This is a genomic window from Pseudoalteromonas sp. LC2018020214 (assembly GCF_016598755.1).
GTDB classification, from domain to species: domain Bacteria; phylum Pseudomonadota; class Gammaproteobacteria; order Enterobacterales; family Alteromonadaceae; genus Pseudoalteromonas; species Pseudoalteromonas distincta.
Window position 1 is genome coordinate 67,881 of sequence record NZ_CP066804.1, and the last position, 25,508, is coordinate 93,388.

The following is a 25,508-nucleotide window of genomic DNA, read 5'->3' on the forward strand; positions in this document are numbered from 1 at the left end:
GTATCTAGTTGTTCTAAATAAAAAATTTTTAACGAAGTTATAGTGCAATTTAATTCATTAAATTGATCAAAGATTTATGCAGGTTGGTATAAATTTGCGAAACACAAAAAAGCAGCATTTAAGTAAACTTAAGTGCTGCCAAAGGGATGTTAAATAACGTTTGCTGTACTAATTTTGTTTAAAGCTAAATAACTGGTAACCTTCTAGCTCAGGCACTTGCATTACTAATTGCTCTTCTTGTTTTGCAATATCAGCAAAGTTTCCACATAAAGAGTTAGCACGTTCTTCAAGTGCGCTTGCATGTAGCTCTACTTTTTCTTCTATTTGTGCACCCATATTTTCCATACGTTGTTCAAAGGCATCCATATCACCGCCTGAACCAAGTAACTCAGAACCTAAAGCTACTAAAATACTGCCCATTGATTGCATTACTGCTGATTCAACCGCTGTTTCTATCTGTTGCTCAAATTGTTGTTCAAAGTTTTCGCCAAATTGATTAAAACTTTGTTGGCCCATCACAAATGTACCTTGCTGGTAAAATGTGTTTTCTACTTCGATTTTAATGTCATCCATAAGCTCAGACATATTATCAAGACCGTCAATATTAAATGCATTGCCTACTTCTTCTAATGCTACTCCGGCAATTTTAACACCCTCAAGCGCTATATTAGCTACTTCAGGTAATTGAATGCGTAAGCTATCAGAGTACTTGGTTAGCGCGTCGCGCTGCGAACTATTCAGCGCTACAAGTTCGCCATTTACGGTTAAGTCACCATAGGTATTAAACTGCATGGTTTTATTGTTGGCGGTAAAAATTTCCAATTCGTTTGGCTTAATGCGCACATCATTTTTAAATTCGACGTTACATTCATCATTACTAAATGAAATTGCAGAATCGTTATCGTTATGAGCCATAGCGGCTGGTGAACAAATTAATGCGCTAACTAATAGTAATTTTTTCATGTTTGTTCTCTACTTTTTGTTGATGACGATTAATTAATAACAAGTTTGATGCCAGTTTTATTTTTTAATATAAAACATATGCTTAACTGTTTTTGTTTGTTTTTTAGTAAATGAAATTAATTAATAAATAACTATTTTTTAGTCAAATTGGCTAACTAATAAAAATTAATAAATTTTATTTATCGATACGATAAAAAACTCTCACTTTCCTCAATTCAAATTTAGCGCTATTTATTCACATTACTGACATGAAGACTATTTACAGTAGTCACGTGGCTTTATTTTGATGTTAATTTGCACAGCATTTTGACGTTAAACATTTTAATTTTACCGACTATTGCGATAATAAAATCCTTGGTTGGTCTCAAACACTTTATGGAGTGGGTTGTGGGTAAGACATTTAGTTACGATGCGCTAGATGACGATTTTGTTGAAGACGAGTACGAAATGCTCGGCCGTAATCAACACGATAAGAACAAGCAAAAGGTTAAAAAGAAGTTGGAAGACTACCTTGAGCAAAAACGCTTGCGTAAAAATCTAGGCGAAGACGATTTAAGCGATTACACCGATTAAATTTCACTAGTATAAATAAAATACCAATTAATATTGAGAGTTTAAATGTGCAGTTATGTGTATGTTTAAGTTTCAATAGTATTGGCAATAAAGAGGCCTTGCGCCTCTTTATTACTTTTTAAAGCGTGCTTTTAGCCTGTGCTAAAGCTTTTTGAATTGTAAGTTCTAGCTTTTCGGGTTTAGTAAAAGGTGCATAACGTTTAATTGGCGTGCCATCTGCGGCAATTAAAAATTTAGTAAAATTCCACTTTATTTTACGTGTTAAAAAACCAGGTAAAGCCGATTTTAAATAACGAAAGACTGGGTGAGCATGCTTACCGTTTACATCTACTTTGGCCGCCATTAAAAAACTCACACCAAAATTAATTAAACACCCTTGCTCTATTTGTGTAGCGTCGCCGGGTTCTTGCTGACCAAATTGATTACACGGAAACCCTAAAATAACTAAACCTTGGCTAGCATATTTATTATGCAAAGCTTGAAGCGACTCGTATTGGTAGGTAAATCCACATTTACTTGCGGTATTAACAATAAGCACAACCTTACCTTCAAAATCACTAAAGTTAATAGGTTGACCCTGCAAGCTTGTTGCGCTTAATTGATGGAATTTGTGCATATTGGCGTCTTTTTTATTATTGTTATAGGTATTTTAACCTGAGTACAGTATTTCATAAAGTATAAAGAGCGCTCTAATTTAAAATCAGAAATAGCCCCATACCGGCAAGCGTTGTGTAATAAATATTATGTGTTTTATAGGCAACAATGATGGCGACTATCGCTGCGCTTAAATAAGGGTTTTGCCAGTTTAAGTTAATGCCATCTTCATTCAAAAACACGATAGGCACCCAAATTGCTGTAAGCACCGCAGGTGCGCTAAAGCTTAAAAATTGCTGCATTTTAGGACCTACTTTAAACGGTAAAGCGCGGTGTAAAAATAAATAACGCGTAAAAAATGTAATGCACGCCATGAGTAAAATAGTTGTCATCATAGCGTTGCTTCCTTTTTAGCGGTTAGCCTTGATGTGCTATAACCTGCGGCCATTGCCAGCAGCGCTGAGCAAACAAGCCATAACTCAAATCCGGTACTTTTTAAAAGCGTTGCGCTAACGCCTGCTACAATTACCGTAACGAGTGAGGCCAAATTTTTGATTCCCGGAATAACCAACGCGATAAACGTGGCAGCAATCGCAAAGTCGAGCCCTAAATTAGTTAAGTCGGGCAGCATTGTGCCCGCTACAATGCCAATTGACGTCCAAATATTCCATGCAATATAAAAGCTAAAACCAGCGCTCAATGCGTATATTAAGCGTGTTTTTGTTCTATATGCTTTTCGATGATGAGAAAACGCAAACAGCTCGTCGGTTAAAACAAAGCTCACCGGTAAGCGCCAACGCATAGGTTGATCAATGACCTTATGACGCACAGCTAAACCGTATAAAAAGTGCCGAGAGCTAATAATAAATGTTGTGAATAAAATTGTGAGCAATGGTGTGTTGCCCGCCATAAGTTCAATCGCAACAAGCTGTGCAGAGCCTGCAAATACTAATAACGACATTGCTTGGGTTTCAAAGGCGCTAAAACCATTTTGAATCGCTAAAGAGCCGCATAAAATACCCCAAGGAACAACGGCTAAACACAGTGGTAGCATATCTAAAAAGCCTTTTAAAATAGCTTTTTTAACTGGTTGCATGATATTTACTCTCACGGCTTGTAGAATGGCTCATAAGGATACCTTAATATTATGATGTTAAAGTAGTTAACAAATTAAATAATACTGTTTTTTTAAGGATAGGCACAATGACGACGTTAAAAGTGTGGGATGGGTTTATTAGATGCTTTCATTGGTTTTTGGTTGTAAGTATTGCAGTGCTTTATTTTAGTATTGAAGAGGGCATGATTGAGCTTCACTTTGTCGCTGGTTTTTTTACTTTAGCACTTATAGTAACACGTTTAATATGGGGTGTTATTGGTAGCAAAACCGCGAGATTAAGTGGGTTACTGCACTCTCCTAGTGCTATTTTAAAGGCGCTAAAAACACCAAGCGACTCGTTAGGCCATTCAGCACCCGGTAGCTGTATGGTGATAGTGTTTTTTATATTAATCATAACGCAACTTGCAAGTGGCTTAATGAGCAGTGATGGTATTTTAACTGACGGGCCGCTTGCTCAATATGTGTCTAGCGATACGATTGATTTTGCCAATTGGCTACATGAGCTGAATTTTGACATTTTACTTTATGCTATTGGCTTGCATGTATTAGCTATTATTGTTTATAGAATAAAAGGCAAACCGCTAGTTAAGGCGATGATCACAGGCTCAAAAGAGTTAAAAGCGGATGACTCTGAGGCTAAAGTAACTAAAGCGTCTTGGCCTGCGTGGTTAATATTTATATCTTTATTGGTATTGCTGGTATTTACGTGGGCGAAAGAGCCTTTAACTTATTTATTTAGTTAAAAACACATTAAACCAATCTTAAAGGGTTGGTTTTTGTTTTTGGTTACATTCTTTTGTTTGATTGTTATGCGGGGTCGAATTATAATCGCCGCATTGCTGGCAAACTAGCCGAAAGGTTAGGACGCAAAGTTTCCGGTCTAAGGCTTTTTAAAAGCTATGGTAGCGGGACTACTGCATAACGTGTTGTTATGTATCACTTGCCCTCAGTGTATTTTTTGTGTATCCATAGTGTATGGATAAGATTTTGTAACTCTTAAGGTGTTGCCGTGTTTATGCATACGTCGTTGGCCTGTGGAAAGTGGTCAACAATAGGTTGCTTAAATCATCATACCCAATTATTTATTGGTGATGTGGTGAGTGTAACCTTTTACGACATGCAAGGAGAGCTGGTTAGTTTATCATTTGATTACAAGATCACCTCGCTTGAGCAAGGTGAGCCCCACGCATGGCCACGTTTAGTTGCCGAGCATATTAATGTACATGTTCCTCTGGTTAGCGCAGGTAAAATGACCGAACAGGGTTTAATTGTAGCCTATAGAAATAATGAAATTTTTGCTTTGCAAAGCAGTGGTATATGTAAAGCACACGTCGACTTTCATTGTATTGCAAAATGCGATGAGCGTGTTGTTAATAACCTTGATACTTATGATTACGTGTACCCTGAAAATTGTGAAAACTATAATGCGGGTACAAAGGTATTGCAGCCAAAAACTGGGCATGTATATCAATGCAGGCCTTGGCCATTTAATGAGTTTTGCCGCACGAATGACGACAATAAGTCTATGTTCGAACCCGGTGTAGGGCAAAGCTGGGCTATGGCTTGGCAGCAAATATAAAGCTTAAATTATCTTCCCAAAGGTATAGCGGTTTTAGTAATGAAGCGTTTACCGTTTTAGCCCATCCAACTATTGGATGGGCTTTTTTATTTTTATGATAAACTGCAAATCACATTATTTTTTTAATTGGTTTTGTTGTGTCTCGTCCTGACTACTCTTTAAGTTTATTACCTAATTTCCCGATTGCTAAACAGCAAGCCCATACATTAAGTACTCATAATAAGATACGTACCGATAATTACTATTGGATGCGCGATGACTATCGCCAGGATGAGCAAGTACTTGCGCATTTACATGCCGAAAATGCGTACTGCGATGAACAGTTAGCTGCTATGAAGCCACTACAAAATACACTTTTTGAAGAGTTAAAAGCACGCATTGTAAAAGATGATAATTCGGTACCCGTTAAAGACGGAAAATACTGGTATCACTCAGAAGTTCGTGGTGATGATGAATACTCGCGTCATTATAGAAGTACGAGCATAAAGGCCGATAATAAAGAGCTTTTACTCGATGTGAATGTATTAGCTGAAGGATTTGAGTTTTTTGAGCTGGGCGAAGTTGCACTAAGTCCATGCGAGCAGCTTATGGCTTACTCTGAAGATGCTGAAGGTCGTCGTATTTATAATGTTCGCTTTAAAAGCTTAGCGACCGGTGAAATGCTACCTGATGTACTTGAAAATACAGAAGGACAAGTTGTTTGGGCTAACGACAATAAAACCGTTTTTTATGTAAAAAAAGATTTAAAAACGCTATTAGGATACCAAGTATTTAGGCATGAGCTTGGTAGCGAGCAAAGCCAAGACGTAATGGTCTACGAAGAGCAAGACAGCAGCTTTTTTATGGGACTTGGTAAAAGCCGCGATGAAAGCTTAATTATTATTGATTTAGCATCGACAGAGACCAACGATACATGGGTGCTTGATGCTAATAAGCCCACTGGCGAATTTAAAGCATTAACGCCACGTGAAGATGGCCACGAGTTTGACGTAGATAAGCTAGGTGACACATTTTATATTGTGACTAACTGGCAAGCTAAAAACTTTAGATTAATGACGGCAACAAACGAAACAATTGCTGATAAAACACAATGGTTTGAGCATACAGCTCACAGAGAAAATGTACTGCTTGAAGGTGTAGAGTTATTTAATGACTTTTTAGTATTGAGTGAACGCGAGCAAGGGCAAGCTCGATTTGTAGTTGTTAATAGGCAAGGGGATCGTATGGCACTTGAGTTTGCCGATCCTTGTTATTATGCTGCAATAGCAATGAACCCAGAGCCAGACACACGCACTGCGCGTATTTATTACTCAAGTTTAACAACACCAGGTTCTTTATATGATGTTGATTTAGCAACTGGCGAAAAAACACTACTTAAACAGCAAAAAGTACTCGGTAGTTTTAATGCCGATGACTATCAGTCGGAGCGATTAATGGTAACTGCTCGCGACGGAGTTAAAGTACCTGTATCAGTTGTTTATCGAAAAGACAGCTTTAAAAAAGATGGCTCAAATCCGTTATTTCAATACGGCTATGGTGCGTATGGCTATACGATTGATCCAAGTTTTTCAAGTTCATCGCTGAGCTTGCTCGATCGTGGTTTTGTTTATGTAATAGCACATGTTCGAGGCTCTGAAATGCTAGGTCGCGAGTGGTACGAACAAGGTAAAAAAGAGCATAAACAAAATAGCTTTAGTGACTTTATTGATGTGACAAAAGCGCTTGTTGCACAAGGCTATTGTGATAGCAGCAAGGTGTTTGCCTCAGGCGGCAGTGCAGGTGGTTTATTAATGGGGGCGGTTGTAAACCAAGCGCCAGAGTTATATTGCGGTGTTGGCTGTCATGTACCATTTTTAGACGTATTAACCACGATGCTTGATGAAAGTATTCCGCTCACAACAAATGAATATGATGAATGGGGTAATCCAAATGAGCCTCAGTTTTATGATGTAATTGAAGCTTACTCGCCGTATGACAATATTCGCGCCCAAAACTATCCGAACATACTCGTTACTACCGGTCTTCATGACTCACAAGTGCAGTATTGGGAGCCTATGAAGTGGGTTGCAAAAATGCGTGAACTTAAGACTGATAGTAATATTTTAGTATTTAAAACCGATATGGATGCAGGGCACGGCGGTGCATCAGGTCGCTTTAAAAGTTTAGAGGAAAAAGCACTCGAAATGGCCTTTTTTATTGCTTTATTAAATTAACTGCAAAATCGGAAAATTGTATTATCCTATATATAGAAGTTGATATATGAAAGGCGATTTATGTTTGGAGCACATGGTGAATTTCAAATTTGTTCACAGCCCCCTCAGATGTATTTAAAATTGAAAGGGAGCTTTAACAATGAAGGCATTATGCTGTTAACTAATGGCGTTGTTCAGGAGTTGAGCACTCACCCTGAAAATACGATTAAGTTTGTGGTTGTTAATTTAAAAGAGTTTGAGCTGTTAACTTTGGATGGCCTCGATTCATTAGAGGCCTATTTTGCCGGTGTAAAAGAACGAGGCTATCAACGAGTTGATTATATAAACATTAATATCATAGCTAAAAATATGTTTGAAAAAGTATGGAAAAATAGCGATGTAGAAGTTAATTTTTATAAAGATACCGAAAGCTATTTATTAGTGCACCCAAATGACAGTTATATAAAACAGAACTGGTAATTAACATGAGTATTATAAACCGCTATTGAAGAGGGCTTATAATACTCTCTAAACACCCTTTATAGCGCCGTGAAAGGTTTAAACACATATCGTTTTTCAGTCTTACTCTATAATCGCCACTGTCAGTAGGCATCAGTTCGCAAATAGCTTGTTTTCTTACCAGCGTTGAGCGATGAATGCGAACAAATCCTTCTGGTTCTAGTTGTTGTTCAATATTTTTCATGGTTTCGCGATGTAGTACCGGCGTATTACCTTGGGTAAAATGCAGCTCTACATAGTTGCCCGCGCCATTAATCCAAATAATATCATTTATATCAATTAGCCTTACCTTACCTACATCTTTAACCACAATGTGTGATGATGGCTTTTCAGCTTGTGTGCTTTGCTGGTATTGGCGTTCGGCCGCACTTGCAATCGGGCAAAGGTGAATCAGCTTATCAAAGCATTTATCAATACGTGATGCAGTTGAATCTAATATTAAAAAATCAACAGCGCCAACTTCAAAGGCAAAACTCGCAAAATGTCCCGATTGAGCAATAATGACTAACTTCAGCTTCTTGGCAAGCTCAGTTAAATGCACTATTTGCATAGGGTCAGCTAGGTTGGTTAGTTCGTAAAACAGTACATTGTATTGATCTGTGTCTATTTGATCTAATCTATTTGTTTGAAGAAAAGATTGAGATTCAAAGTGTCGGTGATCTTGCACACGCTTTGTTAAAAATGTTGCAAACTTAGTGTTACTAACAAAAGTTAATGCATGAAAAGAAGCGATCATTATTTTATATCTCTTGCTGTATATAATAATAAAGACCGTGCTTAGCGGAAAAACTGTTATGAAAAGTACAATATATTTATAAAATAATTGTGACGTACTGATTCATCCCATAAAACCTGCTATTCGTACCAAAAACTACGCCTCATAAATAATGCCCGTAGAGTGTTTAAATAAATCCCCTTACTGTAATCCGCGAAGTAACCATTTAGTTACAAAAATAACAATTCAGGGGAATTATATGACATTAACTAACAAAGGTAGCGCGCGATTATTTAAAAAATCGTCGTTAACAGTTGCGCTAAGCAGCGCGATACTTGCAAGCTTTTCATTTCAAGGTGTTGCAGCAGAAGATGACGAAATAACTAAAATAGAACGCGTACAAGTTACAGGTTCTCGAATTCGTTCAGCTGAGGCAATGTCATCGGCTCCTATTCAAGTTGTAGATAGTGCTGCTATTGATGCATCAGGGTCGTTAAATATTCAAGACTTATTATTAGAGAACCCTGCATTTGGTACACCAGCTATTAGCCGTACTAACTCAAACTTTAATACCGCAAGTGCGGGTGTTGCTACTGTTGATTTACGTAATTTAGGCTCTAACCGCACATTGGTTTTAGTGAATGGTCGTCGTTATGTATCAGGTGTACCAGGTAGCTCTGCTGTCGATTTAAATACTATTCCGAGTCAATTCATCGAACGTGTTGAAATTATGACAGGTGGTGCTTCATCTGTTTATGGTTCTGACGCTGTTGCTGGTGTAGTTAACTTTGTACTAAAAGATGATTTTGAAGGTATTGAATTCGAAGGCCAATATGGTGAATCAAGCGAAGGCGATGATGAATCACGCCAATTTAACTTTACCTCAGGCTTATCAAGCTCAGATGGGAAAGGGCACGCGATGTTCCATCTTGGGTATTCTGATCAAGGTGCTGTTTTTTCACGTGACCGTGACCGCTCGGCAGTAGACCAATTTTCAGGTATCTTCTTTGAAGATGATCCAGTAGCAAACCCGGGCTCTGTATTTGATGCTGTAAGCCCATTTTTATCTTCATTTCCGCCACAGGGTCGCTTTAGCGCTGGGGATGAAACATTTACGTTTAATGATGCAAACACCCTACAAAACTCGTTTAGTACTAATGGTGGCGATGGCGTAGCTGCAAATGGTTTTAACCGAAGTGGCGTACGTACGATAGCGATACCTACAGAACGTTACTTATTTGCCTCAAATGGTAGCTACGAGCTAAGCGACAAGCATAGCTTTTTTTATGAAGGTACTTACGCTGCAACAACAACCGTTTCTGAATTAGAGCCATTTCCTTTTGCCTCTGACGACATCTATGCAAATGGCCAAGTACCAATTGAATTTAATGTAAACGGTGAAATATTGCGTAACGCATTTGTACCTGATGATATATATAACGCAGCAACCGACACCGATGGTGATGGTATGCGTGATATCTTTTTTGCAAAGCGCTTAAGTGATATCGGTAACCGTGGAGCACGAGCTGAGCGTGATACATTCCGTTTAGCACTAGGCTTTCAAGGTGAAATAGCAGATGGTTGGTTCTACGATACTTACTATGTATACGGTAAAACAAAAGAGCAGCAAGTTTCTGGTGGTTTAGTTAACGTACAAAGCTTTCGTCAAGGTTTAGAGGCTGTTATCGATAGCCAAGATTTAGATGGCGATGGTATTACTGATGAGGCTATTTGTATCGATGCGACAGCACGTGGCTTTAACTGTGCGCCGGTAGACATTTACGGTTTCAATTCGCTATCGCAAGGTGCTATTGATTTTGTAAGTGCACCTAGCTCACTTTCAACGTCGGTTGAGCAAGAAATCATTGGTGGTAATATTTCAGGTGATTTATTTGATTTACCGGCAGGTACGGTAGGTATCGCTGCTGGTTTTGAATACCGTGAAGAGTTCTCACGTAGTGAGTTTGATGCTCTACAGCAAGCTGGCCTTAATGCGGGTAATGCAATTCCAGCAACTGAAGGCTCGTTTGATGTAACTGAATATTATGTAGAAGCAAACATCCCCGTGCTTGATTCTGTAACAATGAATGCAGCAGTTCGTTTGTCTGACTACTCAACAGTAGGCAATACTGAAAGTTGGAACGTGGGTGTAGATTGGGAAGTAATGGATAGCTTACGTTTACGTGCTACCCGTGCACGTTCAACACGTGCTCCAAATATCGATGAACTATTTTCTCCACCTTCACAAACTTTCCCAAGTGGTTTAAACGATCCATGTTTAGGTGTTACTAATAGTGGCGGTGGTGCTGCAGGTGATGCTTGTCGTACAGATGTTGGTGTTACAACTAATATCGCTTCAAATGGCGAGTTCACGCTTAACCAGTCTGACTTACAAGGTATTAGTGGTTTTAACCGTGGCAACCAAGATTTAAAAGAAGAAGTTGGTGACTCTGTTACAGTAGGTTTAGTATTTACACCAGAAAATCTAATATCAGGCCTAGACATTACGCTTGATTACTTTGATATCGAAATTACAGATGCAATCGTATCAACACCTCGTCAGTTTATTCTTGACCAATGTTATGGTGGTGGCGATACAAGCTTTTGTGACTTTGTAACTCGTCGTAGTGCGCCATCAGGTAATAATAGTGCTGGTTCACTAGAGTTTATTGACAGTGGTGTATCTAACAGTGGTGGTTTAGGTACAGAAGGTGTTGATTTAACACTAACGTACTCTGCTGATATTGGCCCAGGTGCGTTTAGAACTCGCCTTGCTTATACTTACCTAATTGATGGTTATAGCATCCCACTTCCAGGCGCTGATAAAGATGAGTTTGCTGGAGAAATTGGTGCATCAGAGCATAAAGCTAACTGGAACTTTGGTTATAAACTTAACGACTTTGATTTTAACTGGAGCTTAACTTACATTGGCGCTGCAGACTTTGATGATCAATTCTTAAGTGGTTTTGGTATTGCTCCAGGTGGAGTAGGGATTGGTTCAGTGACATATCATGATGTTCAAGCAAGTTACCATATCAGCGATTCAACAGAGCTTTACGCTGGTGCGAGTAACTTATTTGATAAAGAGCCACCACGCATTTTATCGGGTGTGAGCGGTTCAAGTACTGGTACTGAAACAGATGCAGGTACGTATGACCCAATTGGTCAATCATTCTACATAGGTTTTAGAAGTAAATTCTAACCAACAATAACGACACTAATATAGTTACTTAATTAGTAACGTTCACAAAGCCTCAGTATTGCTGGGGCTTTTTCATGGGGAAAAATAATGTAGTAGTAATGCTTATACATTGTTTATCCCAATATATGAGCATTACACCCACTTAAACCCAAAACAACGCCACTGGTAACAGGGGCGTTGTTTAGTATGGGGGGGAGGCTAATATAGTAACCGAATCGCTTGATTATTTAACGATTTATCCCTATTTGTGGCCCTCTTCATTGAGGGCTTTTTTTTGCTGGTTTAGTCTAAGTAAGCCTTTAGCATCCAAACCAGTTTTTCTTGCTCTGAGATGTAATCGCTCATTAGTGAGGCTGTACCTTCATCGTCTGCATCACCAGCTTGGCTTAAAATATCACGCTGCATGTGAATTAATGTACTGTAACCAGCAAGTAGGTTTTCTACGGCTGTAACACCATCACTAATACCTTTAGCTTCTTTAATTTTACTTACTTCAAGGTAATCAGAAAATGCATGTAGAGGTGCGCCATCTAACGTTAAAATACGTTCTGCAACTTCATCTACTTTTAGAAGTAGTAGGTTATAAATTTCTTCAAACTTAACGTGTAGTTCAAAAAAGTTACGGCCTTTAATATTCCAGTGAAAGCCACGCGCGTTCATGTATTGAATCTGGTAGCTACTCAATAATGTATTGAGTGACTTTATGATGTCTTCGCTTTTTGCGCTGTTTAGACCAATTGCGTTTACATGTGACATAACTTGCTCCTGAATAACCGTTTGTTTGTGAACTTGTGATAAGTATTACTAATTTCGATAAATTAGTAAAATCGTTTAAATGTATCTAGTTAATAGTTTTAACCTATTAGCTGTTTTTGATACCTGTATTCACTTTAGACTATTAATAGAAATGGGACTGATTAATAAAAATACTACCCCTCAAAAATAAATAAAACCCAGAAGTATATAAATCATGATCTAAAACAAACTTTATTCAAGGTAATAACTTAGCTATTTTTTTATTGATGCAGGTCAAAAATCATCCACCCTAACGGCGCATAATAATGTTGTCGAAATAATTAGGAGAGATAACATGCATGCAAAAACAGCGAAACAAAATAAAGCAGAGTTAATCGTGGTAGGAATTGCAGTCATCGCATTTGTGCTTGGGCTAGTAGCGCACTTAGCAGGAGCAAGCTTTGCGAACTCAGATTTTTTTGGTTACATTGCGGCGCCCATTCCGCTGATACTGGCTGTGATATTTTTAATTAGTTATAAAATAGCAGCCAATGCTGAGGATTAATCTTTCTCGTTTAAGCACTTTAAAATGTAATCGAGTACTTGGCGCGAGTAAATCATACTGGTATGGCTTAAATGAAACACTTTGTGTTCGGCCATACCTTTAAGTTTGGTTTCATCTAGTAATACGGTGCCATCTGACTGGCTACCTTTGACTATTAAAGGCATAAGCCCAATAGGTAAATCCCCTGCGATACTATAAAGCTTAGCTTTAAAAGGCCAATTACCATTTTTAGTAAGCAAAAACTCAACACTATTTTTTAAAAATGATTCAAACCCTTTTTGCTTCATTTTTTGCGCTATATGGCTGCCTTTATGTGGAGTACCCAGTGTAATTACCTTCGTAATATTCTGGCTAGCAGGAGAGTTTGCCTCTAGATAAGCACGTGCAATCAGCCCTCCCATTGAGTGGCATACAAGCGCTGCAGGTTCGTTAGAAATACACTCATCAATTTGTGCAAATATGGTATCGCGGTGAGGGTCGAGCGTATTGTAGGTAATGTTTAATACCGTCATACCCGACTCTTCAAGTCGTGAACAAAGTGGGCGCATAACAAAGCCAGACATATACAAGCCATGTAAAACAATAACGTGTTTAACTTTCATATGCTCCCTAATACCAATTTTATTAAAAACATGATCATTCTAGCGTATTAAATAATCCGCTACCTGCGTTAAAAATTATTTATATAGAACAACTATATGTCATAATTTTCGCCTTGTTATCGACTTATTTATTTGTCGCTATAATAGATAACTAATTTAATGCAATTGGTATAACTACCGTAATTACATTAACTGTAGCGGTTTTATTTCAATATTGGTTGTATCGGTATTTACCCATACTTCACCATCTTGAATGGTAATGGCGAGCTTAATTCCACGATCAACCAAAGCAGCAAGTGCTTGTGTTGCTGCGTAATCAAGGCTAAAAATACTTAGATTTTTAAATTCATACAATTTAGGTTGATGTTTTTGCCACCAAATTGCTTGATTGTTTTCACCATAAGTATACAGCACCACTTTTTTAGATTTATTACAGGCTTTTTTAAGGCGTTTCTCATCTGGTAACCCAAGTTCAACCCATAGTTCTATTTCTTCACTATAGCTTACATGCCAAAGTTCAGGCTCATCATCAGCACTTAACCCTTTAGTAAATTCTAAACCATCACAGCTATTTAGCGCAAAAGCGAGTAAGCGAATCATCAACCTTTGGTCGGTTTCTGATGGGTGTTGAGCCAAGGTTAAATTAAAATCTTGATAAACGTGGCGGTCCATATCGCTAAGCGATAACTGCACTTTCATAATGGTGGATTTAAGAGCCATAACAACTAATCTGAAAAAATTTGCGCCAGTATAGCGCAATTAAATGAATTGCCAGTTAAAATAGCGGTTAATTATACGTTAGGAGTTAAAAATGGCTATCCAGTGGTTCCCTGGGCACATGAATAAAGCCCGCAATGAAATTAAAGAAATAATGCCACAAATGGATGTGATCATTGAAGTGCTTGATGCGCGCATTCCCTACAGTAGTGAAAACCCGATGGTGGCAACCTTGCGTGAAGGTAAGCCGGTCATCAAAATTTTGAACAAAGCTGATTTAGCTGATCCTAAAATGACTCAAATCTGGAAAGATTATTTTGAGCAAGAAAACGGTGTTAAAGCGATTTCTTTTGGGCATGATAAAGCAGCTGAAGTACACCGTATTAATGAGCTTTGTAAAAAGCTAGTGCCGCATAAAGTGGGTGCAGATAAGCAAATTAAAGCCATGATCATGGGTATTCCTAACGTGGGTAAATCTACGTTAATTAATGTATTGGCTGGGCGTATAGTTGCAAAAACAGGTAATGAGCCTGCTGTTACTAAAGCGCAACAACGCATTAAGCTTGAAGACGGTATTATGCTTTACGATACGCCAGGTATGTTGTGGCCAAAAGTAGAAAACGAAAACTCAGGTTATCGCTTAGGCGCTACCGGTGCCATTCGTGATACAGCACTTGAGTATGAAGAAGTAGCAAGTTACACAGCTGAGTACCTATTGCGTGCATACCCTGAGTTATTAAAAGCGCGTTATAAAATAGATGAATTACCACAAAGTGATTGGGAATTTGTTGAAATGGCGGGTAAAAAACGTGGCTGTATTCGTGGTGGCAATCAAATAGACACATACAAAATGTCTGAAATACTAATCAACGAATTACGCGACGGTATCATTGGCCGTATTACTATGGAAACCCCGCAAATGCGTGAGGAAGAAGAAGTAATGGTTGCTGGTTTACGCGCTGCAGCAGAAGCTAAAAAGGCAGCTAAAGAAGAAGAGAAAAAGCAACGCCGAGCACGCGCACGTAAAAACCGTCGTTAATTGATTTAGTTTAATTTAACCAACTAAATTACAGACATAAAAAAAGCCCGTAAGGGCTTTTTTAGTTTCATATCTACCGTCACCGATATGAGCAATGTAGCAAGTAAAATAGTAGGGCGGTTACTCATCATCAACATCAAGGGGCGTTGCGGTTCATAACAAGTAACCATAGCTGTTTACGTGCGCCACACGTTGTTTCAGGGTCGAGAAACAAATCAATTCATTCCTTAACAAGTGGTATGCAATCCGTCTTGTTGATATTGATTATCAGTTAGATCTAACTATCTGTCAATATCTAAATGCAAATAATTCTTATTATTGGTGGGTTTGTTTTTTATTCATATATAAATCGGCTAGTTAGCACTGACATTTAATAAAAATACTTACTTTGGTTGAACAATTAAGAATAAAAAATAGATGCTTAATACTTATTAAATAATTTGATATGGATTTTTATTATAAAAGCATTGCTTGTAAAACCTTAGCCCCTAAAGATCAACAGCCTTTAATTTATGGCTAAAAATATTCGTACTTAACTGGATATTTTAAGCCACTAACGCACTTTATTTGCTGTTATACGTAAATTAATCTGCTCCACTAGTACTTTATCCTGCTTGTTTAGACGCCCTACAATGAGCAAGAAATCACTACCGTCAGTTTTTATTACTTTAATGCTTGTGTTATCAAGTTTGGTTTTACCGTATGTGGTTTCTATTTTTTCTATGTCTTTAAAGTGACTAAGATCTGATTCAAGCTTACCGTCATCGTTTTTGTAGTAACTAAAAATATAGTTCTCGGTTATTCCGTTACCGTCTTCTCGGTAATCAAATACTGCATCGCTATAAAAATAAAGTATTTCTTCGTTTTCAGGTGTTAGGCGATTACGTTTTAAAAAGTGTACTTGGTAAGGCCATAAACTATCGCCTTTTATAATTGCAGCATTGGGTAAAATATTTACTTCTTGAAGTACGCCTAAAAATAATAGAGGTGCAAACGCAAGCGAGATTAAATACTGTCTAATTCGCCAGTATGAGTTGTAATGTAGGGCTTCTTTACTTATATCGGTTTGCTCAATGTAACTAACTAGGGGCAACCATAAAAATGGCATTATACAAATCACTATGGTTGCGTATTCGTCCATACGATAAGCAAAGGCGCTGGCAAGTACCATTAGCCAGAGTGTTAAGGCAGTCCAGTTAGGCATTACTCTATTTTTGTTTAACTGTTGTTGGCTGTGCTGTGCAAGTGCGAGATACAAAGGGTAATACCATAAAAATGCAAATATACCTCGAGCAATAGGCATAATACTTGAGTTATCGCGCTCTTTAATGGCCTTAAAGTTACGATAACTCCAGTAGTTAACAAATATGCCTAAACTTAAAATACTGTAAATAATAAACTTACTTACAGATACAGCATAAAATGGACTATCTTCAAATTTAACTTTTTTTGCTGACTCTAATCGCCAATCGGCGAAAAAGAATATGAGCACTAAAATATAGCCAGCCAACACATATTTAAGCCAGCTATAACCAAGGCTATCTAGCACATCAGCTGTTGTTTGAGGCGTTTCGCTCGCCTTTGCATATTTTAGAATAGGGTAATGAGTTGCTGATATTAACTTTTTACGCTGTGCTAAATAATCATCTATTTGATCCGCTTTAATATGATCTTGTTTTGCGTAATAGTTATAGCTCAGTGTTAAAACATTATCATTAAATTCAGTAGTTGTTTTTAGATTGAAGTAGTCGTTGTCAATTTCTTCTTGGTCGCTATCAAATCCCCAACCTTTTTCTGCAAAATGTAGTTTTATTGTGGTGTTAATTATATTGGGGTAGTCAAAGTAAAGTGGGTCGGTACGATTTACCTGCTTTGGTTCGTAAACGCTATTTTGTATTTCACTCGCATAAAAGCTAGCTTCGTAGCCTTCGTCTGTTTTTTCCCAAAATTCACTAATTAAATACGATTCTTTGGTTATTAGTTTGCCCGTTTTTTCTTGCTCACTAATTGCCATTGCTTCATTGATTGATAAGCCATTTAAAAAGCCTTGGTAATACTCGAAGTAAGATTTAGCAACGCTATTTAGACCACTGCTGGCTATATTGTTTCTTCGGTTAATTGCTTCAAATTCAGCATAAGTGTACTGGGTTTCAAAACGTGATGGCTCAGATACTTTTTCAGCAATAAAAAAGTTATCCTCTACCGATACATTTGTATGTACAGGTTTTTGCGCCATTGAAGTTAAAGCGCTTTCACCTTTATCAATAATTAGGGCATAGCCATAATCAGGCTGTGCTAAATATTCGAGAGTACCTCGTTGGTAGCTAACCGTAGGGTCGAGCCAGTAGCGTCTTCCGTTTTGCTTAAGCGTAACAATAACGTGATTAAATACACTTGCTGAAGGTGGAAGTTCTTTTAAACGTTTGGTTTCCTCTGTATCAACTAGCGCAGGGAAGGCTTCTATATCCATCGCTTTTAATAACGAGATAAGCAGTACTGTTTTATCTTTGCAATCGCCGTATCGTAGCGAAAGCGTTTCTGAAGCTGACGTTGGTTGATGCGAGTTAGTGCCCATTTCAAGCCCTAAATATCGAACTTCGTCTTGGCTAAAGCGCAGTGCTGCGGCAATTTTGTCTGATGTTTTTGTGTGTTTTGCTTTTATTTCTTCAGCTACATCCAAAATGCTGTTTGGGGTTTCTATGGCTGATTGATAAAGCGGATATGCCCAGTTAACTACCTGACCCCAATCGTCAAACTCAGAAAAGTAAACTTGTGTATATGGGTCGTACCACGTTGGGGTTTGAGAATTCTGCTCCAGTAAAGGTTCTTCAAAAAGAGTTATAGAATAATCTTTGCCATATTTATTAAGCGTTTCTTGAATATCAGCTGCGCCGTTTATTGTATTTATATGTAGAGGTGTTTGTTTACCCCAAAGTACACGCATATTCTGTTGCACTACGGGTACCGACCAGTTCAGCGTGCGTCTTGTACTGAACTTATTAGCATATATAGGGTTGCTGCCTGTCACTGTGTAGCTGTAATCGAGTATGTCGCCACTGCGCATATCATCAATAATAATATTGAGTGATAAGCTACCATTATAAATACGCTCAGCTAACTCAGATTCACCCTGTATAACCGTCATTCTCGCGCTATCAAGCTTATCAATGTGCTCATTATTTCTGATAATCGTTAAGCTATTTAGTGTGAGCGACTCGTAACTTGGATCAAAATCAAGATTAAGCTGGCTTATATAATCAACACCACTTTGATTTAAAGCTTTCATAACCAAACGTGTATAGCGTTGCTGTTTTTGCCTGCTCGGTATATAGGATTGGTTATCGAGTAACAAATAAAGTGTGCCGTCACGTACTTTGGTTATATCGGAATTCTTGGGTTGCTCAATTATATGTGTATTAACCCAATGAGCTGGTTTATCTATTTTATATTGCTGCGCAAAAATATTATGAGAGAAAATTAATAAGGTAAGTGCAATTAGCCAAGCACTGAGTCGAAGGAAGTTCCATTTCATTGTGGGGTCTTATAGTTGTTTTTATAAATACTATTGAAGGAATAATGTACCAAATTTAGGCTTTTTTGACAATGAGATGTTAATAGAATCCATCGACATATTTATACCTATAATTATGATAATGAATAAGTTCCGCTCAATTTAGCTTATTATTTATAGGCATGGGTTATAAATACAATGAAAGCATAAAGGTATTTAATTATCTCTAAAAATGGCTTTGCTGTTTGTCTTATTGCTCGGCACACATTTTACTTTGCAAAATACACTATGCTTTTATAAAGCACGCAACCACTGTATTTACTGCTCAGCAAATGGGCGATTTGGTCGGTGTTAGTCGCTCTACAGCACGCCGTTACTTAGAGTATTTGCTTGAATCAGGTAAGTTAACAGCGGATCAAAGTTACGGCAGTATTGGCCGCCCTGAACGTTGCTATAAAATAGCGAAGTAACTTGGTGTATCTGAAACTTAAGTATTAAACGCTATTAATTTCAATGTCTTGCGATTTTTTTGTTATGTTTGATATTTAATAGATTCTGACGATAAAAAAAATATGTTGAATTGATTGCATTTTAAGCGGCTTGTATGGTGATGTTCGCATTAAGTGATGTTATACTCCTGCCGAATAATTTATCGACTTTATTAAGAGTAAAATTAATGGCAGATTTATCGAAGTACAGAAACATTGGTATTTTCGCGCACGTTGATGCGGGTAAAACCACGACTACTGAGCGTATCCTAAAGCTTACTGGTCAAATCCATAAAACAGGTGAGGTTCATGATGGTGAATCTACTACTGACTTCATGGAACAAGAAGCTGAGCGCGGTATTACTATCCAGTCTGCGGCTGTAAGCTGTTTCTGGAAAGATCACCGTTTTAACGTTATCGATACTCCTGGACACGTTGACTTCACAGTTGAAGTATACCGTTCACTTAAAGTATTAGATGGCGGTGTTGGTGTATTCTGTGGTTCTGGTGGTGTTGAACCACAATCAGAAACTAACTGGCGCTATGCTAACGAATCAGAAGTTGCACGTATTATCTTTGTAAATAAATTAGACCGTATGGGTGCTGATTTTTACCGTGTAACTGAGCAAGTACGTAAAGTACTTGGCGCAACTCCACTAATCATGACTTTACCAATCGGTATCGAAGATGAGTTTGTTGGTGTTGTAGATGTTTTAACTAAAAAAGCGTACGTATGGGATGACACTGGTCTTCCAGAAAACTACGAAATCACTGACGTTCCTGCAGACATGGTAGAAAAAACTGATGAATACCATGAAATGCTTATCGAAACTGCTGTAGAGCAAGACGATGATCTTATGGAAGCGTACATGGAAGGTGAAGTACCTTCTATCGAAGATATCAAGCGTTGTATCCGTAAAGGTACTCGTGACCTTGCTTTCTTCCCTACGTTCTGTGGTTCTGCTTTCAAAAACAAAGGCATGCAACTAATCCTTGATGCTGTTGTTGACTACTTACCTGCTCCAACAGAAGTTGATCCTCAACCTCTTATGGATGAAGAAGGTAACGAAAATGGCGAATTCGCAATCGTATCTGCTGACGAACCTTTCAAGGCGCTAGCATTTAAGATAATGGATGACCGTTTTGGTGCATTAACTTTCGTACGTATCTACTCAGGTAAGCTTAATAAGGGTGACACTATCCTTAATGCGTTTACTGGTAAAACTGAGCGTGTTGGCCGTATGGTTGAGATGCAAGCAGATGACCGTAACGAATTAACTAGCGCACAAGCTGGTGACATCATTGCTATCGTAGGCATGAAAAATGTGCAAACTGGTCACACTCTATGTGATCCTAAGCACCCAGTAACACTTGAGCCAATGGTATTCCCAACTCCAGTAATCTCGATTGCTGTACAGCCTAAAGATAAAGGCGGTAATGAGAAAATGGGTGTTGCTATCGGTAAAATGGTTGCAGAAGATCCATCTTTCCAAGTTGAGACTGATGAAGATTCAGGCGAAACTATCCTTAAAGGTATGGGTGAGCTTCACTTAGATATCAAAGTTGATATCCTTAAGCGTACTTACGGTGTAGACCTTATCGTTGGTCAACCACAGGTTGCTTACCGTGAAACTATCACTCGTGAAATCGAAGATAGCTACACGCATAAGAAACAATCTGGTGGTTCTGGTCAGTTCGGTAAAATCGACTACCGCATCAAGCCAGGCGAAGTTGCTTCAGGCTTCACGTTTAAATCATCAGTTGTTGGTGGTAACGTACCTAAAGAATTCTGGCCTGCAGTTGAGAAAGGCTTTAAGTCAATGATGGGCGAAGGTGTTCTAGCTGGCTTCCCAGTATTAGACGTTGAAGTTGAACTTTTTGACGGTGGTTTCCATGCCGTGGATTCATCTGCAATCGCGTTCGAAATCGCTGCTAAAGGTGCTTTCCGCCAATCGATCCCTAAAGCGGGCGCACAACTTCTTGAGCCAATCATGAAAGTTGACGTGTTCACTCCAGAAGATCACGTTGGTGACGTAATCGGTGACCTTAACCGTCGTCGTGGTATGCTAAGCGACCAAGAAGCTGGTTTAACTGGCGTTCGCATTAAAGCTGACGTTCCGTTATCAGAAATGTTCGGTTACATTGGTTCACTACGTACAATGACATCTGGTCGTGGTCAGTTCTCTATGGAGTTCTCACACTACGCACCATGTCCACAAAACGTAGCTGACACAGTAATCGCTGCAGAAAAAGAGAAAAAAGCTGCTAAGTAATTAGCTCCTTAACTCTTTAAAAAAACCCGCACATGTTGCGGGTTTTTTATTGCCTATAATTTGGTTTTATTTTTTATAACTACTCTTTTTTATATTGTTACAAAGCAGGGATTTGTTATACACGTCTATTCACAGAGCGTTATATCAATAGTGAGGAAATTACTTTTGTATCATTTAGCTCGTTTTTTCTTTTCACTATTTTTAAAGTAGAGCTGGAGAATGGTAAGGTTTTTCATTTTTATAACTGGCAACTCGGTGATGAAACGCAATCAGCTATTTCTAAAATGTACTGTAATAAGTTAGCTAGAAAAATAGAAAATATTAGCGGTAAATGCAGCGCGTGATTTTTAATTTAGGTAGAAAAAAGGAGCAATTAATTGCTCCTTTTTTGTTTTTATTTTATAACGCGCTAATTAAACTTTTTTATAGCCTTAGCTTTTAGCGCTTTCATCTTTAGCCTGCGTGGCTTTTTAAAAGATTGTATAGGCATTGATACCATATGCTCTTGTGGCAGTGCCGGAGTTGTTTGTGGGTAAGTTCCTTCCTCTGGCACGGAAATCTCTTTTAGATGTACTTTAAGCGCCTCTAGAGTTGAGTCGTTATCAACTTCACTAGGGCAAATAAATATACCTAACTTTCTTAGCTGTACGCCGAGTTTGATACTACTGGTGTAACGGATAATTGGAGCACCTAATACTAAGCCTAATAATATAGGTGATAGCCACCAAAAGAATACAGGTGTGAAGTAGTAGGCTGTGCTACCCCATGCTATAGCCACAATAGTAGAGAATAACGTATAACCAAACGCTTCTTTCCACGGAACCATACGACCTTCGCGCGGTTGTGCATCCCACTTCACTTTTTTACCTAAAAATACGCAAAGTACAAAGTAAGCATGAAATACCATCATTAATGGCGCAACAATAATAGCAAATACAGTTTCAATAATTGAACCTAGAATTAATTTAATTGAACCACCAAAGCGTTTGTTTCTATGTATTAGGGTGACTATTACGCCCATTAATTTAGGCATTAATAAAATAATAATAGTTAAATACAAGAGTGAATCAATAAGATCGGTTTTAGCTATTTGCCATGTAGGAAATAATTGATAAACACGGTTAAAGTACACATCGCTATTTAATGCGCGCGTTACTGCATCAATAGTACTTAGCGCTAGCATTGAGAGCCAAATTAGTGATGAAATATAGGCTGTTGCACCTAATAGAAAGTGAAGCTTACTCATTAATTTTAATTTAGATGACGATAGTAAACCTAAGTGCTGAATATTACCCTGTACCCAGCGTCTATCGCGTACAGCATAATCTAGAATATTACTTGGTACTTCTTCGTAGCTGCCTTCAATATCTGATAGTAATAGCACATCCCAACCTGCACTATGAAGTAGTGATGCTTCTACAAAGTCATGACTTAAAATCTCACCGCCAAAGGGTGCGTTACCTTTAAGTGTTGGCAAGCCACAGCACGTTATAAATGCTTCAACTCTAATGATTGCATTATGACCCCAGTAATTGGCTTTATCTGTTTGCCAAAATGCTGAGCCAGTAGCGAGCATTGGGCTATATAGCACTGACGCAAACTGTAAAAAACGACCAAAAAAGGTATCTTGACGAACAGGTATTGGAATCGTTTGGATCAGGCCTGCTTGTGGGTTGTTTAGCATGCTTGTAGTAAGTTCTAACATACATTTACCGGTCATTACGCTATCTGCATCAAGCACAATCATATGGTCGTAATTACTTCCCCAGCGCTCACAAAAGTCGGTTAGGTTACCTACTTTGCGGTGTTTGTTATCTTCGCGACGACGATAAAAAACATGCTTTGCTGTATCCCCTAAACGTTCGCACAATGCATGCCATGCACTTAGCTCGTTTTTAACTATTTGAGGGTCTTGTGTATCGCTTAATAAATAAAAATCAAAATTATCAAGCTGACCAGTTTCTTTTAACGATTGTAGACTTACTTCAAAGCCCGCGATAACACGGTGGGTATCTTCGTTATAAATAGGCATTACAACGGCGGTTTTCTGAGCGTTAATTGCCTCGTTATTGAACTTAATTGGTTTAATACGTTTTAACGTAAGCGGGTCAATTCGAAACAACTGTAGTACAAAGCCGATTGTGCCACTACAAAAAGCCGTTACAATCCAAGCAAATGTGATTGAGAATAATACTAAAAGGGCATACTCAAGTAATGTCATACCGTTTGAGCTTAAAATCTCAAACATAATAGATATGCCGTAGCCAGATGTGCCAAGTGCCGCAATGGCAAATAGCCATACTCTTAGTGTTTTGAATGGCATTGGAGTGCCCCTACCTTTATTACTTGATGTCATTTGGGTACCAAACATAGCTCCATACCTCGCTAATTTCTTTGTCACGTAGTTTTAACGATAAACGCATATCAACGGGTTGATCGTCCTGTGGTGCAATTTTAAAGGCTACACGCCATCCACGTGAATCCGGAAGTTTTTGTACATTCACGTCGGTTACTTCGCCTGTTGTAAGTTGAATGTCGGCATCTAGTTTTAACTGTTTAGACAGTTGATTTATTTCTGATCCAGTAAAATCAACAGTAAATTGGCGGTGGCTTTTTGGTGGTGGGTTGTCCTCACCAGGTAAAGCGGCGCTACCAATTCTTGTACGTAGTACACGTGCTTTCTCGTGCTGAGTTAAAACTGAATTAAAGGTCGTCATTTTGTAGCTTAATTTTAATGAATCTCCGGCCTTCATTGGTTTTTCTGGTACCCAGTAACTTACGATATTGTCGTTAGTTTCTGTATCAGTCGGTATTTCTACAAGCTCTACACGACCATTTCCCCACTCACCTTGTGGTTCAATCCATAGGCTAGGGCGGTCGTGGTAATGTGCTTCTGTGTCTAGATAGTTATTAAAGTCTCGGTCTCGTTGAGCTAACCCAAAACCTTTTGGGTTATTGTACGAAAATGAAGTAACGCTGAGTTGTGATGGGTTGTTAAGAGGACGCCATACCCACTTGTCATCAGCAGATTGAGTTAATAGGCCATCCGAGTCATGAACTTCAGGGCGATAGTCATCAAAAAATTTGGTGCTGTTTTCGCCGTGATAAAACATACTCGTTAATGGTGCTACACCTAGTTTTTTAATATCTTTACGCGCAAAAATCTGCATATCAACATCAACTAGCATATTAGTTGTAGGGTCGACGCTAAATTTGTACGCACCAGAAATAGATGGACTATCCAACAATGCAAAAATGGTGATTTGTGTTTGCTCTGGCTTTGGTTTAACTAACCAAAACTCTTTGAACATTGGAAATTCTTCACCCGAATTCTCAGCAGTATCAATGGCAAGGCCTCTTGCTGATAAGCCATAAACTTGTTGAGGGCCAACGACTCTAAAATACGATGCTCCCTGAAATACCATTACTTCGTCTTTATACTCGTTAGTATTTAATGGGTAATGTAAGCGAAATCCAGCATGGCCTAGTTGAGTGCCCGCCACACTTTTAGCTATTTCTTCTTGTAGTGGTGCAGCCGTGCCATCGTATTGGTAAAAGTCGGTGCTGAAAGGTAAGCGGCTACGTTTAGAGTCGCTATCAACAGTATTTATTGTTACAGGTGTTTTATATAAAAAACCAGGGTGGAATAATTGCAGCTCGTACAGGCCTTCATCTTTCCACACCGCTTTGTCTTTTTTAAATCGAATTGAACGGTAGTCTTGATAATCAATATTATTTAGCGCTTCAAGCTCGATGTTTTTAGGTGCAACATATTCTTCGCTTGCTAACTTTTTAGCGCGAGCGCTAATTACATCAAATAAGCTACTTTGTGGAATTGCTACATCAACAGTTGCAGCAATCGCTTGGTTGCTATTGCCCCAAGTCGAAAAAATAATAAGTAGACCCAGTAGTGGTGCTGACTTTTTTTGCCATCTAGGCAAGTTTTGGGTTAGTTGTTTCATTCTCATTCCTTTATAAAAACACGACTTATTTTTACGTTTAGGGTAAATATTGATTTGTTTTGTAAGTATCTTCTAATTTACTTAAAGCAAAATGTGAACCTTTATAAAAGTTCATATTTTTCAATAGGAAAACCAATATACGTAACTCACTGAGGTTTTTGT

Annotated in this window: 20 protein-coding genes, 1 pseudogene and 1 riboswitch; of the genes and pseudogenes, 10 read left to right on the forward strand and 11 right to left on the reverse strand. The window is 38.3% G+C overall.

Annotation, left to right across the window (positions count from 1 at the left end; translation table 11 throughout):
• Positions 1-168: 168 nt before the first annotated feature.
• A complete protein-coding gene (locus tag JG479_RS00345) occupies positions 169-963 on the reverse strand; it encodes a YggN family protein (RefSeq protein ID WP_200219708.1) in 795 nt (264 codons plus the stop codon).
• Positions 964-1,350: 387 nt separating this feature from the next.
• Here JG479_RS00345 and JG479_RS00350 point away from each other — a divergent pair, with 387 nt between their 5' ends.
• Positions 1,351-1,536: a PA3496 family putative envelope integrity protein gene (locus JG479_RS00350; RefSeq protein WP_007579801.1), complete on the forward strand. Its 186-nt coding sequence runs from the start codon at positions 1,351-1,353 to the stop codon at positions 1,534-1,536.
• 118 nt (positions 1,537-1,654) lie between these two features.
• Here the strand turns inward: JG479_RS00350 and JG479_RS00355 are convergent, their stop codons facing one another.
• The 3 genes from JG479_RS00355 to JG479_RS00365 form a co-directional block, all read right to left on the reverse strand.
• On the reverse strand, positions 1,655-2,152 hold the full coding sequence (locus tag JG479_RS00355; RefSeq protein ID WP_033030969.1) for a glutathione peroxidase: 498 nt from the start codon (positions 2,150-2,152) through the stop codon (positions 1,655-1,657).
• Positions 2,153-2,225: 73 nt separating this feature from the next.
• Positions 2,226-2,525, reverse strand: coding sequence for an AzlD domain-containing protein (locus tag JG479_RS00360; RefSeq protein ID WP_004335020.1), 300 nt, complete (start codon positions 2,523-2,525; stop codon positions 2,226-2,228).
• On the reverse strand, positions 2,522-3,226 hold the full coding sequence (locus JG479_RS00365) for an AzlC family ABC transporter permease (RefSeq protein WP_200219709.1): 705 nt from the start codon (positions 3,224-3,226) through the stop codon (positions 2,522-2,524). The genes JG479_RS00360 and JG479_RS00365 overlap by 4 nt, the downstream gene beginning before the upstream one ends.
• Before the next feature lie 107 nt (positions 3,227-3,333).
• Here JG479_RS00365 and JG479_RS00370 point away from each other — a divergent pair, with 107 nt between their 5' ends.
• The 4 genes from JG479_RS00370 (at position 3,334) to JG479_RS00385 (ending at position 7,498) form a co-directional block, all read left to right on the forward strand.
• Positions 3,334-3,990: a cytochrome b/b6 domain-containing protein gene (locus JG479_RS00370; RefSeq protein ID WP_004335011.1), complete on the forward strand. Its 657-nt coding sequence runs from the start codon at positions 3,334-3,336 to the stop codon at positions 3,988-3,990.
• 88 nt (positions 3,991-4,078) lie between these two features.
• A riboswitch (cyclic di-GMP riboswitch) is annotated at positions 4,079-4,166 on the forward strand.
• 96 nt (positions 4,167-4,262) lie between these two features.
• A complete protein-coding gene (locus JG479_RS00375; protein ID WP_182672463.1) occupies positions 4,263-4,826 on the forward strand; it encodes a chitin-binding protein in 564 nt (187 codons plus the stop codon).
• A 137-nt stretch (positions 4,827-4,963) separates the two neighbouring features.
• Positions 4,964-7,039 (forward strand): S9 family peptidase, encoded by a 2,076-nt coding sequence (locus JG479_RS00380; protein ID WP_200219710.1) that lies wholly within the window; start codon positions 4,964-4,966, stop codon positions 7,037-7,039.
• Positions 7,040-7,099: 60 nt separating this feature from the next.
• Positions 7,100-7,498 carry a hypothetical protein gene (locus JG479_RS00385; protein ID WP_033020977.1) on the forward strand — a complete coding sequence of 133 codons (399 nt, stop codon included), beginning with the start codon at positions 7,100-7,102 and terminating at the stop codon, positions 7,496-7,498.
• A gap of 22 nt (positions 7,499-7,520) precedes the next feature.
• Here the strand turns inward: JG479_RS00385 and JG479_RS00390 are convergent, their stop codons facing one another.
• Positions 7,521-8,273 carry a LytR/AlgR family response regulator transcription factor gene (locus JG479_RS00390; RefSeq protein ID WP_024597141.1) on the reverse strand — a complete coding sequence of 251 codons (753 nt, stop codon included), beginning with the start codon at positions 8,271-8,273 and terminating at the stop codon, positions 7,521-7,523.
• A 238-nt stretch (positions 8,274-8,511) separates the two neighbouring features.
• On the opposite strand from JG479_RS00390, the gene JG479_RS00395 reads away from it, so the two are divergent.
• Positions 8,512-11,454, forward strand: a complete 2,943-nt coding sequence (locus JG479_RS00395; protein ID WP_200219711.1) for a TonB-dependent receptor domain-containing protein — start codon at positions 8,512-8,514, stop codon at positions 11,452-11,454.
• A 282-nt stretch (positions 11,455-11,736) separates the two neighbouring features.
• Here the strand turns inward: JG479_RS00395 and JG479_RS00400 are convergent, their stop codons facing one another.
• Positions 11,737-12,210 carry a Dps family protein gene (locus tag JG479_RS00400; protein ID WP_004334993.1) on the reverse strand — a complete coding sequence of 158 codons (474 nt, stop codon included), beginning with the start codon at positions 12,208-12,210 and terminating at the stop codon, positions 11,737-11,739.
• A gap of 334 nt (positions 12,211-12,544) precedes the next feature.
• Here JG479_RS00400 and JG479_RS00405 point away from each other — a divergent pair, with 334 nt between their 5' ends.
• Positions 12,545-12,754 (forward strand): hypothetical protein, encoded by a 210-nt coding sequence (locus JG479_RS00405; protein WP_024597139.1) that lies wholly within the window; start codon positions 12,545-12,547, stop codon positions 12,752-12,754.
• Here the strand turns inward: JG479_RS00405 and JG479_RS00410 are convergent.
• Together JG479_RS00410 and JG479_RS00415 are read right to left on the reverse strand one after the other, a co-directional pair.
• Positions 12,751-13,356 (reverse strand): alpha/beta fold hydrolase, encoded by a 606-nt coding sequence (locus tag JG479_RS00410; RefSeq protein ID WP_004334986.1) that lies wholly within the window; start codon positions 13,354-13,356, stop codon positions 12,751-12,753. The genes JG479_RS00405 and JG479_RS00410 overlap by 4 nt on opposite strands.
• 183 nt (positions 13,357-13,539) lie before the next feature.
• Positions 13,540-14,076: a YaeQ family protein gene (locus JG479_RS00415; protein WP_024593828.1), complete on the reverse strand. Its 537-nt coding sequence runs from the start codon at positions 14,074-14,076 to the stop codon at positions 13,540-13,542.
• A gap of 91 nt (positions 14,077-14,167) precedes the next feature.
• On the opposite strand from JG479_RS00415, the gene ylqF reads away from it, so the two are divergent.
• On the forward strand, positions 14,168-15,112 hold the full coding sequence (ylqF, locus tag JG479_RS00420; RefSeq protein ID WP_004334981.1) for a ribosome biogenesis GTPase YlqF: 945 nt from the start codon (positions 14,168-14,170) through the stop codon (positions 15,110-15,112).
• Positions 15,113-15,665: 553 nt separating this feature from the next.
• Here ylqF and JG479_RS00425 read toward each other — a convergent pair.
• Positions 15,666-18,644: a DUF3857 domain-containing transglutaminase family protein gene (locus tag JG479_RS00425; RefSeq protein ID WP_200219712.1), complete on the reverse strand. Its 2,979-nt coding sequence runs from the start codon at positions 18,642-18,644 to the stop codon at positions 15,666-15,668.
• Positions 18,645-18,889: 245 nt separating this feature from the next.
• Between JG479_RS00425 and JG479_RS00430 the strand changes: the two are divergent.
• Together JG479_RS00430 and fusA are read left to right on the forward strand one after the other, a co-directional pair.
• Positions 18,890-19,093 (forward strand): annotated as a pseudogene (locus JG479_RS00430) (HTH domain-containing protein); the annotation flags it as partial.
• A 206-nt stretch (positions 19,094-19,299) separates the two neighbouring features.
• Positions 19,300-21,384, forward strand: coding sequence for an elongation factor G (gene fusA, locus JG479_RS00435; RefSeq protein WP_004334977.1), 2,085 nt, complete (start codon positions 19,300-19,302; stop codon positions 21,382-21,384).
• 409 nt (positions 21,385-21,793) lie between these two features.
• Here the strand turns inward: fusA and mdoH are convergent, their stop codons facing one another.
• Both mdoH and JG479_RS00445 read right to left on the reverse strand, forming a co-directional pair.
• Complete coding sequence (gene mdoH / locus JG479_RS00440) at positions 21,794-23,755, reverse strand: glucans biosynthesis glucosyltransferase MdoH (RefSeq protein WP_138489903.1); 1,962 nt, start codon at positions 23,753-23,755, stop codon at positions 21,794-21,796.
• Positions 23,727-25,346 carry a glucan biosynthesis protein gene (locus JG479_RS00445; protein WP_149601934.1) on the reverse strand — a complete coding sequence of 540 codons (1,620 nt, stop codon included), beginning with the start codon at positions 25,344-25,346 and terminating at the stop codon, positions 23,727-23,729. The genes mdoH and JG479_RS00445 overlap by 29 nt, the downstream gene beginning before the upstream one ends.
• Positions 25,347-25,508 lie beyond the last annotated feature (162 nt).

Bases quoted from the DNA above. Each gene is read 5' to 3' on its own strand.
- JG479_RS00405 (WP_024597139.1), top strand. From the start codon at position 12,545: ATGCATGCAAAAACAGCGAAACAAAATAAAGCAGAGTTAATCGTGGTA.
- fusA (WP_004334977.1), top strand. From the start codon at position 19,300: ATGGCAGATTTATCGAAGTACAGAAACATTGGTATTTTCGCGCACGTT.
- mdoH (WP_138489903.1), bottom strand. From the start codon at position 23,755: ATGTTTGGTACCCAAATGACATCAAGTAATAAAGGTAGGGGCACTCCA.
- JG479_RS00360 (WP_004335020.1), bottom strand. From the start codon at position 2,525: ATGATGACAACTATTTTACTCATGGCGTGCATTACATTTTTTACGCGT.
- JG479_RS00425 (WP_200219712.1), bottom strand. From the start codon at position 18,644: ATGAAATGGAACTTCCTTCGACTCAGTGCTTGGCTAATTGCACTTACC.
- JG479_RS00370 (WP_004335011.1), top strand. From the start codon at position 3,334: ATGACGACGTTAAAAGTGTGGGATGGGTTTATTAGATGCTTTCATTGG.
- ylqF (WP_004334981.1), top strand. From the start codon at position 14,168: ATGGCTATCCAGTGGTTCCCTGGGCACATGAATAAAGCCCGCAATGAA.
- JG479_RS00355 (WP_033030969.1), bottom strand. From the start codon at position 2,152: ATGCACAAATTCCATCAATTAAGCGCAACAAGCTTGCAGGGTCAACCT.
- JG479_RS00385 (WP_033020977.1), top strand. From the start codon at position 7,100: ATGTTTGGAGCACATGGTGAATTTCAAATTTGTTCACAGCCCCCTCAG.
- JG479_RS00445 (WP_149601934.1), bottom strand. From the start codon at position 25,346: ATGAAACAACTAACCCAAAACTTGCCTAGATGGCAAAAAAAGTCAGCA.
- JG479_RS00395 (WP_200219711.1), top strand. From the start codon at position 8,512: ATGACATTAACTAACAAAGGTAGCGCGCGATTATTTAAAAAATCGTCG.
- JG479_RS00375 (WP_182672463.1), top strand. From the start codon at position 4,263: ATGCATACGTCGTTGGCCTGTGGAAAGTGGTCAACAATAGGTTGCTTA.
- JG479_RS00400 (WP_004334993.1), bottom strand. From the start codon at position 12,210: ATGTCACATGTAAACGCAATTGGTCTAAACAGCGCAAAAAGCGAAGAC.
- JG479_RS00345 (WP_200219708.1), bottom strand. From the start codon at position 963: ATGAAAAAATTACTATTAGTTAGCGCATTAATTTGTTCACCAGCCGCT.
- JG479_RS00410 (WP_004334986.1), bottom strand. From the start codon at position 13,356: ATGAAAGTTAAACACGTTATTGTTTTACATGGCTTGTATATGTCTGGC.
- JG479_RS00415 (WP_024593828.1), bottom strand. From the start codon at position 14,076: ATGGCTCTTAAATCCACCATTATGAAAGTGCAGTTATCGCTTAGCGAT.
- JG479_RS00390 (WP_024597141.1), bottom strand. From the start codon at position 8,273: ATGATCGCTTCTTTTCATGCATTAACTTTTGTTAGTAACACTAAGTTT.
- JG479_RS00365 (WP_200219709.1), bottom strand. From the start codon at position 3,226: ATGCAACCAGTTAAAAAAGCTATTTTAAAAGGCTTTTTAGATATGCTA.